Genomic DNA, 14,857 nt, shown 5'->3' with positions numbered 1-14,857 from the left:
TGCCCTTGTTCCACAACCGCCGCTCCGAGGACGACCGTGGCGAACAGCGGCGCGAGCCACCCCACCCGCCCGCTCCGGCCCCGGCCCTGTACCGGGGACAGGAGCACGGCGCCGGGTACCCCGCGCAGGATCCGGCCCCGGCCGAGGGTGGGCCGGCGCCCGTCTACGACTGGCAGCGGGACGGCGCCTGGCCGCCCGGCGGCCCCACCGCCCGCCCGCCGGCCCCCGCCCCGGCCCCCGCCCCGGCGCCCGAACGCCAGTCCGCTCCCCGGCACGCGGGCGCGCCGGGCACGGTGGCCGCCGAGTGGCGGCCGATCCACCTCGGCACCGCGGCCCCCGAGTTCGACACCAAACCGCCCGCCCGTGTGCTGTCGTACCGCCCCGACACCGTGTGCGACGGCTGGTCCACGCCCGCGCTCGACGTGCGGCTCGCCTCCGTGCGCGGCTACGCCCACCGGGCCGAGGGCCGCCCCCGCGAGGACGACGTGGCCGCGGCCTGGGAGGAGACCACCGGCGCCGTGGTGTTCGCGGTCGCCGACGGCGTCTCCGACGCCGGCCAGCCGCACATCGGCTCCCAGCTGGCCTGCCGCAGCGCGATCGACGAACTGCTCAGGCAGGTGCGGGCGGGCGACGGCTTCGTCACCGACTGGCCCACGCTGCTCGGCACCGTCCACTGGCAGCTGCGCGCGCAGGCGGCCCGGCTGCTGAAGCGCCGGGACGGCCAGGACGCGAGCGTCGAGGAGACCGCCGACCTGCTGGCCACCACGCTGGTCGCCGGCGCGGCCACACCCACCCGGGACGGCGTGCGGGTGGCCCTGGTGTCGGTGGGCGACTCCGGGGCCTGGGCGATCAAGTACCAGGAGCTGTACCCGCTCAAGGGCGGCAAGACCCTCGGCGCCGACGGCCTGGTCTCCTCGGCGGTGCAGCCGCTGCCCTATGTGCCGGCCGATATCGAGCCGTTCCACTTCCATCTGGACCCGGCCAGTGTGCTGCTGCTCGGCACGGACGGCTTCGGCGACCCGGTGGGCGACGGCCGGGGCATGGTCGCCCGCCTCTTCGCCGAGGAACTCGGCGGCCCGCCGCCGCCGCTTGCCTTCGCCTACCTCCTCGACTTCTACCGGGAGACCTTCGACGACGACCGTTCCCTGATCGCCCTGTGGCCGCGCGCGGGGGCGCCGGGAGGGCAGCGATGAGCAACGTGCAGATGGCCTGGGTGCTGCCCGACAAGCTGGGCAGATACACCGACCACAGCCTGGGCAACGGCGGTCAGGGCGTCGTGTACGGCGTGCCGGACCCGCCGGGCCGGTTCGCCGGGGAGTACCTGGCGTACAAGGAGTACCTGCCGGTCGTGTCGTACGACGGCGACGCCCTGTACGACATGGTCTGCTTCCGCCAGCTGCTCGCCCCGTCCGACCGCGCCTTCCTCGACGAGCGGCTGACCTGGCCGCTCGCCCTGGTCTACCGCGGCGACACGCCCACCGACCCGCTGCCCTCCCGCAACCACGGGACCAAGGTCGTCGGCTTCCTGATGCGGCGGGTGACGTCGGCGTACGAACTGCACAGCCCCCAGCTGGGCGGCGTGAAACTGCAGGCGCTGGAGTTCCTGCTCAACGAAGACTCCTACGCCGTGAAGATCGGCCTGGACGTCGACGACGCCCAGCGGCTGGAACTGCTCCTCGACCTCGCCCGCACGGTCGAGCGGCTGCACCGGCACGGGGTCGTGGTGGGCGACCTGTCCCCGAAGAACGTGCTGTTCACGCTGAGCGGCGCGGCCCGCTGTCTGCTCATCGACTGCGACTCGATGCGCTACCGGGGCAAGGACGTGCTGGAGCAGGTCGACACCCCCGGCTGGGAGGTGCCCGAGTCGCAGAAGGCCACCTGGGCCTCCGACTCCTACAAGTTCGGGCTGCTCGCACTGCGCGTGTTCAACCGCGACCAGGACAGCCGGGACCCCGGTCCGCTGCGCGCCGTCTACAGCGAGCTGGCCGCCCTCGCCAACCGTGCCCAGAACCAGGACCCGCAGCGCAGACCTGAGCTGAAGGAGTGGCTGGGGCCGCTGGAGCTGGCGCACGGGCGGGCGGTCAAGCAGCGCGCGAGCGCCGCGATGCGAGCCCAGGCGCAAGCCCAGGCCCAGGCGCAGGCCCAGGCCCGGGCGCAGGCCCAGACGCAGACGCAGGCGCGGCCCCAGGCGCAGACTCCGACGGCGGCGTCCTCCATGCCGGGCCCGGCCCCGCTCTACGTCCCCTCGCCCCGGCCGGCCAAGCCCTCCTCCATCGGCAGCCGGGTGGTGGGCTGGCTGCTCGTCGCGGTGCTGGTCGGTTCGGTCGGCGGTTACGCGGCCACCCACATGGGCTCCACGGGCGACTCGCCCTCCGACTCCACGTCGACGGCCACCGGCACCCCGTTCTCCGCCGGCGGCTCCGGCGGCGGGACCGGCACGAGCTCGGGGGGCGAGACCACCCCTGGCCCGTCCACGGAGACCACCGCTTCCACGGTGGCCGAGGACTCGGGAGCGAGCGTCGACTTCTCCCAGGTCTCCTCCGACTCCTCGGCCCGGGAGATCGCCGGGATGTTCGCGAAGTTCTTCGGCGCGATCAACGAACACCGCTACGACACCGCCCTGAACTACTACGACCCGTCGACCAGCGTCGTCGACCTCGGCTCCGCCTCCGCCCGGTCCAAGTGGAAGGACGTCATGTCCACCACGAAGGACAGCGACTTCGTCCTCGGCAAGCTGGACACGGACGGCCAGTACACGCTCGCCACGCTGAACTTCACCAGCCACCAGGACGCGGGCTACGGGCCCTCGGGCAGCGCCGACGACACCTGCGACCAGTGGACGGTGACCTACCAGCTGACCGACAGCAACGGCTACCGGATCTTCAAGGCGCCGAGGGACGGCGTCAGTTACACCAGCTGCTGACGCCTCCCCGGCCCGGTTCCCTCACTCGCCGGCGGCCTGCCGTTTCAGCTGGTCCACCGAGCGGACCACCAGGGACTGACGCCCCGTCGTGATCCACCCCTGGGCCCGCCACTGCTCCAGCACCCGGCTCACCGTGCGCCGGGAGGTCAGCAGCAGCCCGGCCAGGTCGTCCTGGGACAGGGACAGGCCGATCCGGCGGCCCAGTCCGTCGCCGTCCGGCCGGCCGCAGCGCTCCACCAGGTCCAGGAGCAGCGCGGCCAGCCGGGCCGGGACCGGCTCGGTGATCCCGGCCCGCTGCCAGTCCGCCTCGCGCAGCCGCTGCGACAGCGTCTGCTCCAGGGCGGCGGCTATTCCGGGCCGGGCCCGGGCCAGGACGTGGAAGCGGGTGGCCGGGACGTGCAGCAGGTCGGCCGCGGTGGCCGTGAGCAGGGAGGCCGAGCGCCGCCCGCGCTCCACGGCGGCCTGCTCGCCGAGGAGTTCACCCGGGCCGCGCAGGGCGAGCAGGGCGCGGTAGCCGGCGTGCGACTGCGCGACGACCTTGACCCAGCCCCGGACCACGACGATCAGGTGGTCGGAGTCCTCGCCCTGCGTGACGAACTGCCGGTCGGGGTCCAGCGAGACGCGGGTCGCCGCCCGTTGCACCGCCGCACGGTCACCGGGGTCGAGAGCCTCCCAGAAGGGGGCGGGACGGATCGCCACCACGGCAGTGTGGCCCCGCCGTCGCGTCTCGAAACCTCCTGGGACTCATGTTCCCGTGGCCCACTGCCGCAGCGCGGCCCCGCTCGAGAAGGCGGCCACGTTCTCGTCGCGCGGATCGCTGGTGTACTGGTGGAAGCGCCACTTGGCCTTGATGCGGGGATGGCCGGCGGTGACGTAGTCGGCGATCCAGAGTCCGTCACCGGCGTAGGAGGTGCTGTCGATGTCCAGCCAGAAGTTGCGGTTGCAGTAGAGGACCACCCGGTTGTGCGGCCGCAGTGCCTTCAGCTCGCGGATGAAGCGGTCCTTCTCGGCGTTGCTCGCGTGCGTGCCGTCGCCGGTGGTCTCCCAGTCGACGGCGAGGACGTCACCCGCCTTCTCGGGCGTGTGCTGGAGGAAGTACTGCGCCTGCGCGGTGAGATCGCCGGGCCACAGGAAGTGGTAGAACCCGACGACCAGTCCGGCGTCCCGGCCCCGCTTGGTCTGGGCGGTGAGCCGGGGATTGACGTACGAACGGCCCTCCGTCGCCTTGATGAAGACGAAGGAGAGGCCGTCCGTGTCGTACGAGGACGACTGGTACGCGCTTACATCGATGCCGTGCAGCATGGGGGGACTCCCGGAGTGCCAGTGGGGGGAACAGGAGTTGACGGGAGTATGCCCACCCGGACTCCGGTTCAGCCCGCCCGGCAGGGCGGCCCGCCGCGCGCGACGAGGGGTTCCTGCCGACGGCGGTGTCAGCACTCGATGATGTTCACCGCGAGCCCGCCGCGGGCCGTCTCCTTGTACTTGACGCTCATGTCCGCGCCGGTGTCCTTCATCGTCTTGATGACCTTGTCCAGGGACACCATGTGGGAGCCGTCGCCGCGCATCGCCATGCGGGCCGCCGTGACGGCCTTCACCGCTGCCATGCCGTTGCGTTCGATGCAGGGGATCTGGACCAGGCCGCCGACCGGGTCGCAGGTCAGGCCGAGGTTGTGCTCCATGCCGATCTCGGCGGCGTTCTCGACCTGTTCCGGGGAGCCGCCGAGGACCTCGGCGAGGGCGCCGGCCGCCATGGAGCAGGCGGAGCCGACCTCGCCCTGGCAGCCGACCTCGGCGCCGGAGATGGAGGCGTTCTCCTTGAAGAGCATGCCGATGGCGCCGGCGGCGAGCAGGAAGCGGACCACGCCGTCCTCGTCCGCGCCGGGCACGAAGTTGATGTAGTAGTGCAGGACGGCCGGGATGATGCCCGCCGCGCCGTTCGTGGGGGCGGTGACCACGCGGCCGCCCGCCGCGTTCTCCTCGTTCACCGCCATCGCGTAGAGCGTGATCCACTCCATCGCGTACGCCAGGGGGTCGCCCTCGGCACGCAGTTGGCGGGCCGACATGGCCGCGCGACGGCGGACCTTGAGGCCGCCGGGCAGAATGCCCTCGCTGGACAGGCCGCGCGTCACGCACTCCCGCATCACCCGCCATATCTCCAGCAGGCCCGCGCGGATCTCCTCCTCGGTACGCCAGGCCCGCTCGTTCTCCAGCATCAGGGAGGAGATGGACAGGCCCGTCTCCCTGGTCAGGCGCAGCAGCTCGTCGCCCGTGCGGAAGGAGTACTTCAGGACCGTGTCGTCCAGCACGATGCGGTCCGCGCCGACCGCGTCCTCGTCCACGACGAAGCCGCCGCCGACCGAGTAGTACGTCTTGCTGAGCAGCTCCGCGCCCGAGGAGTCGTACGCCCACAGGGTCATGCCGTTGGCGTGGTAGGGCAGGGCCTTGCGGCGGTGCAGGAGCAGGTCGTCGTCGAAGGAGAACGGGATCTCGTGCTCGCCCAGGAGGCTGATGCGCCCGGATTCCCTGATGCGGGCCACCCGGTCGTCGGCCGTCGCCACGTCCACCGTGCGCGGCGAGGAGCCCTCCAGGCCGAGCAGCACCGCCTTGGGCGTGCCGTGGCCGTGGCCGGTCGCGCCGAGGGAGCCGTACAGCTCGGTGCGTACCGACGTGACGGAGCCGAGCAGCTCCTCGTTGCGCAGGCGCCGCGCGAACATCCGCGCCGCGCGCATCGGGCCGACCGTGTGGGAGCTGGACGGGCCGATACCGATCGAGAACAGGTCGAAGACCGAGATGGCCACGGTGACTCCTCAATTGCGGGGGTGGCGGGGCACCCGGTGCGTCCGGGTGCCCCGCCGGGGCTTACTTGTTCAGACCCGGGTACAGCGGGTGCTTGTCCGCCAGGGCCTTGACCCGGGCGGCCAGGGCCGTCGCGTCGGCCGTCCCGAAGGGGGAAGGCGCCTTCAGCGTCTCGGCGATCACGTCCGCCACCTCGGCGAAGTCCTCGGCCTGGAAGCCGCGGGTCGCCAGGGCCGGCGTACCGATGCGTAGACCCGAGGTCACCATCGGCGGACGCGGGTCGTTCGGGACGGCGTTGCGGTTGACCGTGATGCCGACCTCGTGCAGACGGTCCTCGGCCTGCTGGCCGTCCAGCTCCGACTCGCGCAGGTCCACCAGGATCAGGTGCACGTCGGTGCCGCCGGTCAGCACGTTCACGCCGGCCTCGCGGGCGTCCGGCGCGGTCAGCCGCTCGGCGAGCAGCCTGGCACCCTCCACCGTACGACGCTGGCGCTCGGCGAACTCCTCGGAGGCGGCGACCTTGAAGGAGACCGCCTTGGCCGCGATCACGTGCTCCAGGGGACCGCCCTGGAAGCCCGGGAAGACGGACGAGTTCAGCTTCTTCGCGAAGTCCTTCTTCGCCAGGATGATGCCGCCGCGGGGGCCGCCGAGGGTCTTGTGGGTCGTGGAGGTGACCACGTCCGCGTACTCGACCGGGTTCGGGTGCAGTCCGGCCGCGACCAGGCCCGCGAAGTGCGCCATGTCGACCCACAGGTACGCGCCGACCTCGTCGGCGATCCGGCGGAACTCGGCGAAGTCCAGCTGCCGGGGGTACGCCGACCAGCCCGCGATGATCACCTTCGGGCGGTGCTCCCTGGCGAGCTTCTCCAGCTCGGCCATGTCGACCAGGCCGGTCTCGTCCACGTGGTAGGCGACCACGTCGAACTGCTTGCCGGAGAAGTTCAGCCGCATCCCGTGGGTCAGGTGGCCGCCGTGCGCCAGGTCCAGGCCGAGAATGGTGTCGCCGGGCTGGGCCAGCGCGAACAGCGCGGCCTGGTTGGCGGAGGCGCCGGAGTGGGGCTGCACATTGGCGTACTCGGCGCCGAACAGCTCCTTGACCCGGTCGATCGCGATCTGCTCGGCGACGTCCACGTGCTCGCAGCCGCCGTAGTAGCGGCGGCCCGGGTAGCCCTCGGCGTACTTGTTGGTGAGGACCGAACCCTGCGCCTCCATGACCGCGAGCGGAGCGAAGTTCTCCGAGGCGATCATCTCGAGGGTGGACTGCTGGCGGCGCAGCTCGGCGTCGACGGCGGCGGCGACGTCCGGGTCGAGCTCGTGCAGGGGCGTATTAAGAACGGACATCAGATGTACGACTCCTCAGCCGGCGGAAAAGGCGGTGTACTCGTCGGCGGACAGCAGGTCGGCCGGCTCCTCGGTGACGCGTACCCTGAACAGCCAGCCGCCCTCGAAGGGGGCGGAGTTCACCAGGGACGGATCGTTGACGACGTCCTCGTTCACCTCGGTGACCTCGCCGGCGACCGGGGAGTACAGGTCGCTGACCGACTTCGTCGACTCCAGCTCGCCGCAGGTCTCGCCCGCGGCCACGGTGTCACCGACCTCGGGGAGCTGGACGAACACGACATCGCCGAGCGCGTTGGCCGCGTGCTCCGTGATGCCGACCGTCGCGACGCCGTCCTCGGCGGCCGACAGCCACTCGTGCTCCTTGCTGTAGCGCAGCTGCTGCGGGTTGTTCATGGCCTGGATTCTCCTGTACGCGGGGGAGTGCTGCTGAATCGGGGACTGCGGGAAACACTGGTGAGCAGGCGAAATGTGCGCAGGGTCACGTCCGGCCCGGCGGGCCGCGCCCAGTGTCCGCCTCTGGCGCCCAGTGTCTACTTCTGGCGCTTGTAGAACGGCAGTGCCACGACCTCGTACGGCTCGTGCCTGCCCCGGATGTCCACGGCGACGCCCGCCGTGCCCGGCGCCGAGTGCGCCGCGTCGACGTACGCCATGGCGATCGGCCGGCCCAGCGTGGGGGAGGGCGCGCCGGAGGTGACCTCGCCGACCACCTCGCCGCCCGCCACCACCGGGTACCCGGCGCGCGGCACCCGGCGGCCCTCGGCGACCAGGCCGACCAGCACCCGGGGCGGGTTCGCCCGGGCCCGCTCGGCCGCCTCGGCGAGCGCCTCGCGCCCCACGAAGTCGCCTTCCTTGCCGAACTTCACCACCCGGCCGAGCCCGGCGTCGAAGGGGGTGAGGGAGGTGCTCAGCTCGTGCCCGTACAGCGGCATGCCCGCCTCCAGGCGCAGGGTGTCCCGGCAGGACAGCCCGCAGGGGACGAGACCGACGCCCTCGCCCGCCCCGGTCAGCGCCTGCCACAGCTCCACGGCGTGCTCGGGCCGCACGAACAGCTCGAAGCCGTCCTCGCCGGTGTAGCCGGTGCGGGCGATGAGGGCCGGTACGCCGGCGACCGTGCCCGGCAGACCGGCGTAGTACTTCAGACCGTCGAGGTCGGCGTCGGTGAGGGACTTGAGGATGCCGGGGGACTCCGGGCCCTGGACGGCGATCAGCGCGTAGGCGTCCCGGTCGTCGCGTACCTCGGCGTCGAAACCGGTCGACCGCTCCACCAGCGCGTCGAGCACGACCTGGGCGTTGGCGGCGTTGGCGACCACCATGTACTCGGCCTCGGCCAGCCGGTAGACGATCAGGTCGTCCAGGATGCCGCCGTCGGCCCGGCAGATCATGGTGTAGCGGGCACGGCCGACGCCGACGGCGGCGATGTCGCCCACCAGCGCGTGGTTCAGCAGCTGGGCCGCCTGCGGCCCGGTGACCGTGATCTCGCCCATGTGGGAGAGGTCGAAGAGGCCGGCCCTGGTGCGCACGGCCAGGTGCTCGTCGCGCTCGGAGCCGTAGCGCAGGGGCATGTCCCAGCCCGCGAAGTCGGTCATGGTCGCGCCCAGCGCGCGATGCACGGCATCGAGCGCGGTGAGCCGCGTCTGTACGGGGTCGGTACTGCTCATCGGACGGTCGTCTCCCAAGGCATGACGGGCGAGGTCGTTCCTCCCCATCTGTCATCGGAACCTGAGAGGTTCGCCATGATCCGCCCGCAGGGGAGTTCATGGTTTGCACCTTGGGTGGAGCCACTGACACAGCGGCCCGCTTTTCAGATGTGCCTCGCCCGCGCGGTAACGGGGCCTGAGAGATTCAAGGGAGGGACTTGCTCCTTCGGCGCCCCAGAGCGCTGCTGCTGGGGACTCTCCCGCGCGGATTCAAGCGGCCGGTATGCAGTTGGCGCGGCCATCATTGCATGCCCCGCCGCCGCCCGACAGGGCGATCCACTTGTGACAGCCCTGTGGCCGGACGCGGACGGAACCGCGAGACCCGTGCATTACCTTCTCTTTACATTAGGTGGGGAGAACCTTTCCTGAGCACAGGGAGGACGATCACGGTGAACAGGACCACGGCCTACGCGACGGACACGGGCCTCGCGGTGCCCCGGCAGCCCGCCGCCCCGGCCCGCGAGCGCCACGCCCGGCGGCCGGCGCCGGTCGTCCGCGATCTGCGCGACCGCGCCGGCCACAGCCCGCACGCCCTGCTCTTCGGCCCCCGCGACCTGGTCGTGGTCACGGGCCTGCCCGGCAGCGGCAAGTCGACCCTCATGCACCGCGCGGTCCAGGGCGTACGCGTCGACTCCCAGGACGCCCGGGACGGCTGGGCCCGCCGCATGCCCCGCTTCCTGCCGTACGCGCTCTACCGCCCCCTGGTCCGCCTCGCCCACTTCGCCGGACTGCGCCGCGCCCTGCGCGGCGGCGGGGGAGTCGTCGTGCACGACTGCGGGACGCAGGCCTGGGTGCGCGGCTGGCTGGCCAGGGAGGCCCGCCGCCGGGGCGGCACCCTCCATCTGATCCTCCTCGACGTCACCTCCCGGACGGCGCTCAAGGGCCAGCGCGAACGGGGCCGCGGCGTCTCCCGGTACGCCTTCCTGCGCCACCGCCGGGCGGCGGCCCGCCTCTTCGCCGGGGTGGAGAAGGGCGAGCTGCCCGGCGGCTGCGGCTCGGCGGTGCTGCTGGACCGGGACGCGGCGGACGTCCTGCACCGCATCGGCTTCACGGGATGAGGCCCTGTCACAGGCACCCGCTAGCCTTTCTGGCCACAGCAGTGGTTACCAGCAGGCGGTAGGCAGATGGACTTCCCGGATCTCCCGGCGGATCTTCCCGCGGGCTTCCCGGCACAGACACACCCCCACCCACACGGCGGATGGCCGGGCAACGAGCTGGAGGAGGTGCTCTCGGCGTCCCTCGGCATACCGGCGGCCGCCGGCCGGATCGTCGAGGTGCTGGGCCGCAGCTTCCTGTGGATACCGCTGCCCAGCGGCGGCGGCCCGCACAGCGGCCCCCTCGACCTGCCCACCCTGGAGATCGACGGCCAGGCCTACGTCCCGGTCTTCAGCTCCGAGGAGCAGTTCCGCCAGGCCGCCGGCTCCCACCTGTCGTACACCATCGCCCCCGCGGTGGAGTTCGCCCGCGGTCTGCCGCCGCAGGTCGGCATCGCCGTCAACCCCGACGGCGTGGTCGGCGTCCCGCTGCCGCCGGAGGCGGTGGCCGAGCTGTGCCGCGCCGGCCGTACCCCCCTGGACGGCCCGGCCAGTGGCGGCCGGGTCCGCCTCTTCGAGCCGGACTGGCAGGACGACCCGGTCGACTTCCTCGCCGCCGCGTCCGCCGAGTTCGCCCTGACGGGGGTGGTCGTCACGGCCCGCCGCTGCCTGGCCGTGATCGAGACGGCGGACCCGGTGATGTTCGTGGGAGTGGAACTCTCCCAGTGGGAGGGCGATCTGCGCGCCCTGCCCCTGGAGGCCCTCGGCAAGGCCCTGGGCCGGATCCAGGTCCCCTGGCCGGTCAACCTGGTCCTCCTGGACGTGACCGAGGACCCGGTGGCCGACTGGATGAAGCACCACGTCCGCCCCTTCTATCAGCACGGTCACCTCTGATCCCACCGGTCCTGCTGGGGGCGGTGCCGTGCGGAGCCGCGGCGCGCGGGCCCGGCAGGTCACGAACGAACCGCACCCGCGGAGGAACCTCAGGTCCCGGGCCCCCGGGCGCTTAAGCTGATTCCACACGCGGGCCATCCTCGAAGGGGCGGTACAACAGGTGAGCGCGACCGGCAGCGGCAGCGTCGAGCACATGCTGCGCCAAGTCACTCCTGGGCGCTACGACGCCTACGAGGCACTGCTGCGCGCCCTCGCGACCCCCTCCTCCGGCCAGGTCTGGATGCTCCTGTGGCACGGCCAGTCCGGCTCCCCGGACGCCCAGTACGGGAACATGGAGGTCGACGGCTACGGCTACGCCCCCTGCGTCACCTCCGCCCAGGAACTGTCGGCCAGCGGCTGGAACCGTTCCTACGAGGTGGCCGACGGGATCGACGTCGCCCGCACCCTCTACCCGGACCACTTCGGCCTCTGGCTCAACCCGCACGCCCCGGGCGGCGGCGTCGGCATCCCCTGGCTCGACCTGCGCCGCATCGCCACCGGTCTGGACCGCCAGCCCGCCGGCCCGCTGCGCCTGTCCGAACCCGGCATCGAGGTCCCGCAGTTCTACGCCCTGCTCACGCAGAACGCGCACCGAACCCCCGCGCTGCGCTCCCTGCGCCGCGCCTGGGTGCAGCCCGCGCTCGGGGCGCCGTACCTCGCCATCGGCCTGGACGTCTTCGACACCTCGCCGGCCGCCGTCGACTCGGTGCGCGCGATGATGCAGCAGTCCGTCGGCGCGGTTCCGGACGGTCTGCCGGTGTCGACGGTCGCGATGACCGACGAGTACGACCCGGTCGTGATGTGGATGAGAGCCAACGCCCGCCCGTTCTACGACCGTGAGGCGCACGCCGTCGCCCAGCCGCCGGCCCCCACCGCCGGATACGGCTACCCGCCCGCCCGCGGCGCCTACTGACCGTCGGCCGACCCCCGCGCCGAACGGCCTCGGGTCGCCCGTAGAGTTTTCCGTGTCGTCGGACCTCTTCGCGCGTAGATGACCGCCGAAGGACCCGATGTGCGAGGAATCAGCGTTTTGTCACAACTGCCCCGCGTCCGAGGGGCGTTACCCACTGTTCGGATAACGGAATCCTCCGCACTGCATCACGGTTGCGCATACTTTCGCCGTCAGCTCTGGCGGGTGATCGCGGCCACGCTGAAGACTCGCGAGTCAGACACGAGGTCGACGGCCTCGTGATCGAGTGCAAGTCGACAAAGCCGCTAATCCGCGGCAGGCACAGGCCGGTCACCACCGGCGAGAGGGGTCGGGTCATAGTGACCGCACCGATCGAGACCACCGGGGCGGCAGCCGAGGTACGGCCGGAGGCCGTGCTGGAGGGTGCCGATAAGGGGCAGATCGAGGGCCGTTCCCTTGGACAGATCGCCTGGTCCAGATTCAAGCGGGACAAGGTCGCGGTGGCCGGCGGCATCATCGTGATCGTGCTGATCGTCGCCGCGATCCTGTCGCGGCCCATCCAGGCGATGTTCGGCCTCGACCCCAACGCCTTCCACCAGGACCTGATCGTGCCCGACACCTCGCTGCCCAAGGGCAGCTGGGGCGGCATGAGCCTGTCCCACCCGCTGGGCGTGGACCCGAAGTTCGGGCGTGACATCGCCACCCGCGTCCTGGAGGGCTCCTGGGTCTCCCTGGTGGTCGCCTTCGGAGCCACGATCCTGTCCAACGTGATCGGCGCGGTCATGGGTGTCGTAGCGGGCTACTACGGCGGACGGGTCGACTCGATCATCAGCCGGCTGATGGACATCTTCCTGGCCTTCCCCCTCCTGCTGTTCGCGATCGCCATCTCCGCGACCCTGCAGGGCGGTGCCTTCGGCCTCAACGGTCTGCCGCTGCACCTGAGCGTGCTCATCTTCGTCATCGGCTTCTTCAACTGGCCCTATCTGGGCCGGATCGTGCGCGGACAGACCCTCGCCCTGCGCGAGCGCGAGTTCGTGGACGCCTCCCGGGGCATGGGCGCCAAGGGCCCGTACATCCTGTTCCGCGAGCTGATGCCCAACCTGGTCGGCCCGATCATCGTCTACTCGACGCTGCTGATCCCGACCAACATCCTCTTCGAGGCGTCCCTGAGCTTCCTCGGCGTCGGCATCCAGCCGCCGCAGGCGTCCTGGGGCGGCATGCTCCGGGAAGCCGTCACGTACTACCAGGTCGATCCCCAGTACATGATCGTGCCAGGGCTCGCCATCTTCGTCACCGTCCTGGCGTTCAATCTGCTCGGCGACGGTCTCCGCGACGCTCTCGACCCCCGCGGCCGCTAGGCAGCTCCGAGAGCCCATCAAGTTTTCCGATTATGGAGGGGAAGCAGACCATCATGCGAAGGTCAGCGCTGGCCGCGGTCGCGGCCATCGGCTCCGCGAGCCTGCTCGTTGCAGGCTGCAGCAAGGCCGATGACAACAACAACAACCCGAAGGCGGCCGGTGCCAACGCGGCGACCAAGGGTGTCGTCAACGCGTCCGACAAGAAGGGTGGCACGGTCACCTACGAGATGTCGGACGTTCCGGACTCGTTCGACCCGGGCAACACGTACTACGCGTACATGTACAACTTCAGCCGGCTGTACGCCCGTCCGCTGATGACGTTCCAGCCCGCGCCCGGCGAGAAGGGCAACACCCTCGTCCCGGACCTCGCGGCGAGCAAGGGCGTCTCCAGCGACGGCGGCAAGACCTGGACGTACAAGCTGCGTGCGGGCCTGAAGTACCAGGACGGCACGCCGATCACCTCGAAGGACGTCAAGTACGCCGTCGAGCGGTCCAACTTCGCGCGTGACGTGCTGTCGCTCGGCCCCAACTACTTCCAGCAGTACATGCAGGACGGCGACAAGTACAAGGGCCCGTACAAGGACAAGGACCCCAAGGGCCTGTCCTCGATCGAGACGCCGGACGACACCACGATCGTCTTCCACCTGAACCGTTCCTTCCAGGAGTTCGACTACCTGGTGGCGGCCCCGCAGACGGCCCCGGTGCCGCAGGCCAAGGACACCGGCGTCGACTACGTCAAGCACATCGTGTCCTCCGGCTCCTACCAGTTCCAGAGCTACGAGGACGGCAAGCAGGCCGTTCTCGTCCGCAACAAGAACTGGGACCCGAAGACCGACCCGCTGCGCAAGCAGCTGCCGGACAAGATCGTCGTCAACCTGAAGGTCAACCAGGAGACGATCGACAAGGACCTGCAGTCCGGTGACGCCACCGTCGACCTCGCCGGTGCCGGCGTCCAGGCCTCGACCCAGGCCAGCCTGATCAACTCGGCGGACGGCAAGGCCAGCACGGACAACACCTACGGTGGCCGCCTCGTCTACGCGGCGCTGAACACCAAGGTCAAGCCGTTCGACAACGTCGCCTGCCGCAAGGCCGTCGAGTACGCCATCGACAAGGTCTCGGTGCAGACCGCAGAGGGCGGCCCGATCCGCGGTGACATCGCCTCCACCGTGCTCCCGCCGGACATCACCGGCTACCAGAAGGCCGACGCCTACGCGACCCCGGGCAACAAGGGTGACGTGGCCAAGGCCAAGGAGCAGCTGAAGGCCTGCGGCCAGACGACGATCAACACCAACATCTCGGCCCGCTCCGACCGTCAGTCGGAGGTCGACGCGGCCACGGCGATCATCAGCTCGCTGAAGAAGGTCGGCATCAACGCCTCCCTGAAGCAGTACCCGCAGGGCAAGTACTTCACCGACTACGCGGGCGTGCCGAAGTTCACCGAGCAGCAGAACATCGGCATCATCATGATGCAGTGGGGCGCCGACTGGCCGTCCGGCTACGGCTTCCTGCAGCAGATCCTGAACAGCAAGGCCATCAGCCAGTCCGGCAACACGAACCTGTCGCAGTTCCAGAACAACGACGTCGACGCCAAGCTGGCCCAGGCCATCGCCTCCCCGGACGTGGCCACGCGCAACGGCCTGTACGCGGACATCGACAAGATCGCCATGGACCAGGCGGTCATCGTCCCGCTGACCTACTTCAAGGTCCTGCTGTACCGCTCGCCCTGGGCGACCAACGTGGTCTCCACGGCCGCCTTCAGCGGTCAGTACGACTACCTCAACCTCGGCACCACGAAGAAGTAGCAGCCCCGGAAGGCAGGTGAAGGCATTGGTGCCCGCGGGCTTCGCGGCCCGCGGGCACCAGCG

13 protein-coding genes and 1 riboswitch are annotated in these 14,857 nt (G+C 70.9%); of the genes, 7 read left to right on the top strand and 6 right to left on the bottom strand.

Going from position 1 to position 14,857, the window contains the following annotated elements; genetic code table 11:
- The first annotated feature begins 5 nt into the window (after window positions 1-5).
- Window positions 6-1,193, top strand: coding sequence for a protein phosphatase 2C domain-containing protein (locus ACFYMM_RS23200; protein ID WP_388389498.1), 1,188 nt, complete (start codon window positions 6-8; stop codon window positions 1,191-1,193).
- Window positions 1,190-2,923, top strand: a complete 1,734-nt coding sequence (locus ACFYMM_RS23195; RefSeq protein ID WP_388389495.1) for a lipopolysaccharide kinase InaA family protein — start codon at window positions 1,190-1,192, stop codon at window positions 2,921-2,923. The genes ACFYMM_RS23200 and ACFYMM_RS23195 overlap by 4 nt, the downstream gene beginning before the upstream one ends.
- A gap of 21 nt (window positions 2,924-2,944) precedes the next feature.
- Here ACFYMM_RS23195 and ACFYMM_RS23190 read toward each other — a convergent pair whose 3' ends face one another.
- The 6 genes from ACFYMM_RS23190 to gcvT form a co-directional block, all read right to left on the bottom strand.
- A complete protein-coding gene (locus ACFYMM_RS23190; RefSeq protein WP_388389493.1) occupies window positions 2,945-3,622 on the bottom strand; it encodes a Crp/Fnr family transcriptional regulator in 678 nt (225 codons plus the stop codon).
- 45 nt (window positions 3,623-3,667) lie between these two features.
- Complete coding sequence (locus ACFYMM_RS23185; RefSeq protein ID WP_388389490.1) at window positions 3,668-4,225, bottom strand: glycoside hydrolase family 25 protein; 558 nt, start codon at window positions 4,223-4,225, stop codon at window positions 3,668-3,670.
- 128 nt (window positions 4,226-4,353) lie between these two features.
- Window positions 4,354-5,721, bottom strand: a complete 1,368-nt coding sequence (locus ACFYMM_RS23180) for an L-serine ammonia-lyase (protein ID WP_388389488.1) — start codon at window positions 5,719-5,721, stop codon at window positions 4,354-4,356.
- Between the two features lie 61 nt (window positions 5,722-5,782).
- Window positions 5,783-7,060: a serine hydroxymethyltransferase gene (gene glyA / locus ACFYMM_RS23175; protein ID WP_388389486.1), complete on the bottom strand. Its 1,278-nt coding sequence runs from the start codon at window positions 7,058-7,060 to the stop codon at window positions 5,783-5,785.
- Window positions 7,061-7,075: 15 nt separating this feature from the next.
- Window positions 7,076-7,453 (bottom strand): glycine cleavage system protein GcvH, encoded by a 378-nt coding sequence (gcvH, locus tag ACFYMM_RS23170; RefSeq protein WP_388389484.1) that lies wholly within the window; start codon window positions 7,451-7,453, stop codon window positions 7,076-7,078.
- Window positions 7,454-7,590: 137 nt separating this feature from the next.
- Entirely contained in the window at window positions 7,591-8,718 is a 1,128-nt protein-coding gene (gene gcvT, locus ACFYMM_RS23165; protein WP_388389482.1) for a glycine cleavage system aminomethyltransferase GcvT, read from the bottom strand.
- A 153-nt stretch (window positions 8,719-8,871) separates the two neighbouring features.
- Window positions 8,872-8,970, bottom strand: a riboswitch (glycine riboswitch).
- A gap of 176 nt (window positions 8,971-9,146) precedes the next feature.
- Between gcvT and ACFYMM_RS23160 the strand changes: the two genes are divergently transcribed.
- The 5 genes from ACFYMM_RS23160 to ACFYMM_RS23140 all read left to right on the top strand — a co-directional run bounded on the left by ACFYMM_RS23160 (window position 9,147) and on the right by ACFYMM_RS23140 (window position 14,794).
- Complete coding sequence (locus ACFYMM_RS23160) at window positions 9,147-9,815, top strand: AAA family ATPase (RefSeq protein WP_388389480.1); 669 nt, start codon at window positions 9,147-9,149, stop codon at window positions 9,813-9,815.
- 66 nt (window positions 9,816-9,881) lie between these two features.
- Window positions 9,882-10,685: an enhanced serine sensitivity protein SseB gene (locus ACFYMM_RS23155; RefSeq protein ID WP_388389478.1), complete on the top strand. Its 804-nt coding sequence runs from the start codon at window positions 9,882-9,884 to the stop codon at window positions 10,683-10,685.
- A 193-nt stretch (window positions 10,686-10,878) separates the two neighbouring features.
- Window positions 10,879-11,637: an enhanced serine sensitivity protein SseB C-terminal domain-containing protein gene (locus ACFYMM_RS23150; protein ID WP_388389570.1), complete on the top strand. Its 759-nt coding sequence runs from the start codon at window positions 10,879-10,881 to the stop codon at window positions 11,635-11,637.
- Window positions 11,638-11,993: 356 nt separating this feature from the next.
- Window positions 11,994-12,992 (top strand): ABC transporter permease, encoded by a 999-nt coding sequence (locus tag ACFYMM_RS23145; protein WP_388389476.1) that lies wholly within the window; start codon window positions 11,994-11,996, stop codon window positions 12,990-12,992.
- Window positions 12,993-13,024: 32 nt separating this feature from the next.
- Complete coding sequence (locus ACFYMM_RS23140) at window positions 13,025-14,794, top strand: ABC transporter substrate-binding protein (protein WP_388389474.1); 1,770 nt, start codon at window positions 13,025-13,027, stop codon at window positions 14,792-14,794.
- Window positions 14,795-14,857: the final 63 nt, after the last annotated feature.

This window comes from Streptomyces sp. NPDC006739 (assembly GCF_042869815.1).
GTDB lineage: Bacteria > Actinomycetota > Actinomycetes > Streptomycetales > Streptomycetaceae > Streptomyces.
The sequence above is the reverse complement of the archived record's forward strand: the minus strand, read 5'-3'. Positions and strand labels throughout refer to the sequence as shown.

Bases quoted from the DNA above. Each gene is read 5' to 3' on its own strand.
- ACFYMM_RS23150 (WP_388389570.1), top strand. From the start codon at position 10,879: ATGCTGCGCCAAGTCACTCCTGGGCGCTACGACGCCTACGAGGCACTG.
- ACFYMM_RS23140 (WP_388389474.1), top strand. From the start codon at position 13,025: ATGGAGGGGAAGCAGACCATCATGCGAAGGTCAGCGCTGGCCGCGGTC.
- gcvT (WP_388389482.1), bottom strand. From the start codon at position 8,718: ATGAGCAGTACCGACCCCGTACAGACGCGGCTCACCGCGCTCGATGCC.
- glyA (WP_388389486.1), bottom strand. From the start codon at position 7,060: ATGTCCGTTCTTAATACGCCCCTGCACGAGCTCGACCCGGACGTCGCC.
- ACFYMM_RS23195 (WP_388389495.1), top strand. From the start codon at position 1,190: ATGAGCAACGTGCAGATGGCCTGGGTGCTGCCCGACAAGCTGGGCAGA.
- ACFYMM_RS23185 (WP_388389490.1), bottom strand. From the start codon at position 4,225: ATGCTGCACGGCATCGATGTAAGCGCGTACCAGTCGTCCTCGTACGAC.
- gcvH (WP_388389484.1), bottom strand. From the start codon at position 7,453: ATGAACAACCCGCAGCAGCTGCGCTACAGCAAGGAGCACGAGTGGCTG.
- ACFYMM_RS23155 (WP_388389478.1), top strand. From the start codon at position 9,882: ATGGACTTCCCGGATCTCCCGGCGGATCTTCCCGCGGGCTTCCCGGCA.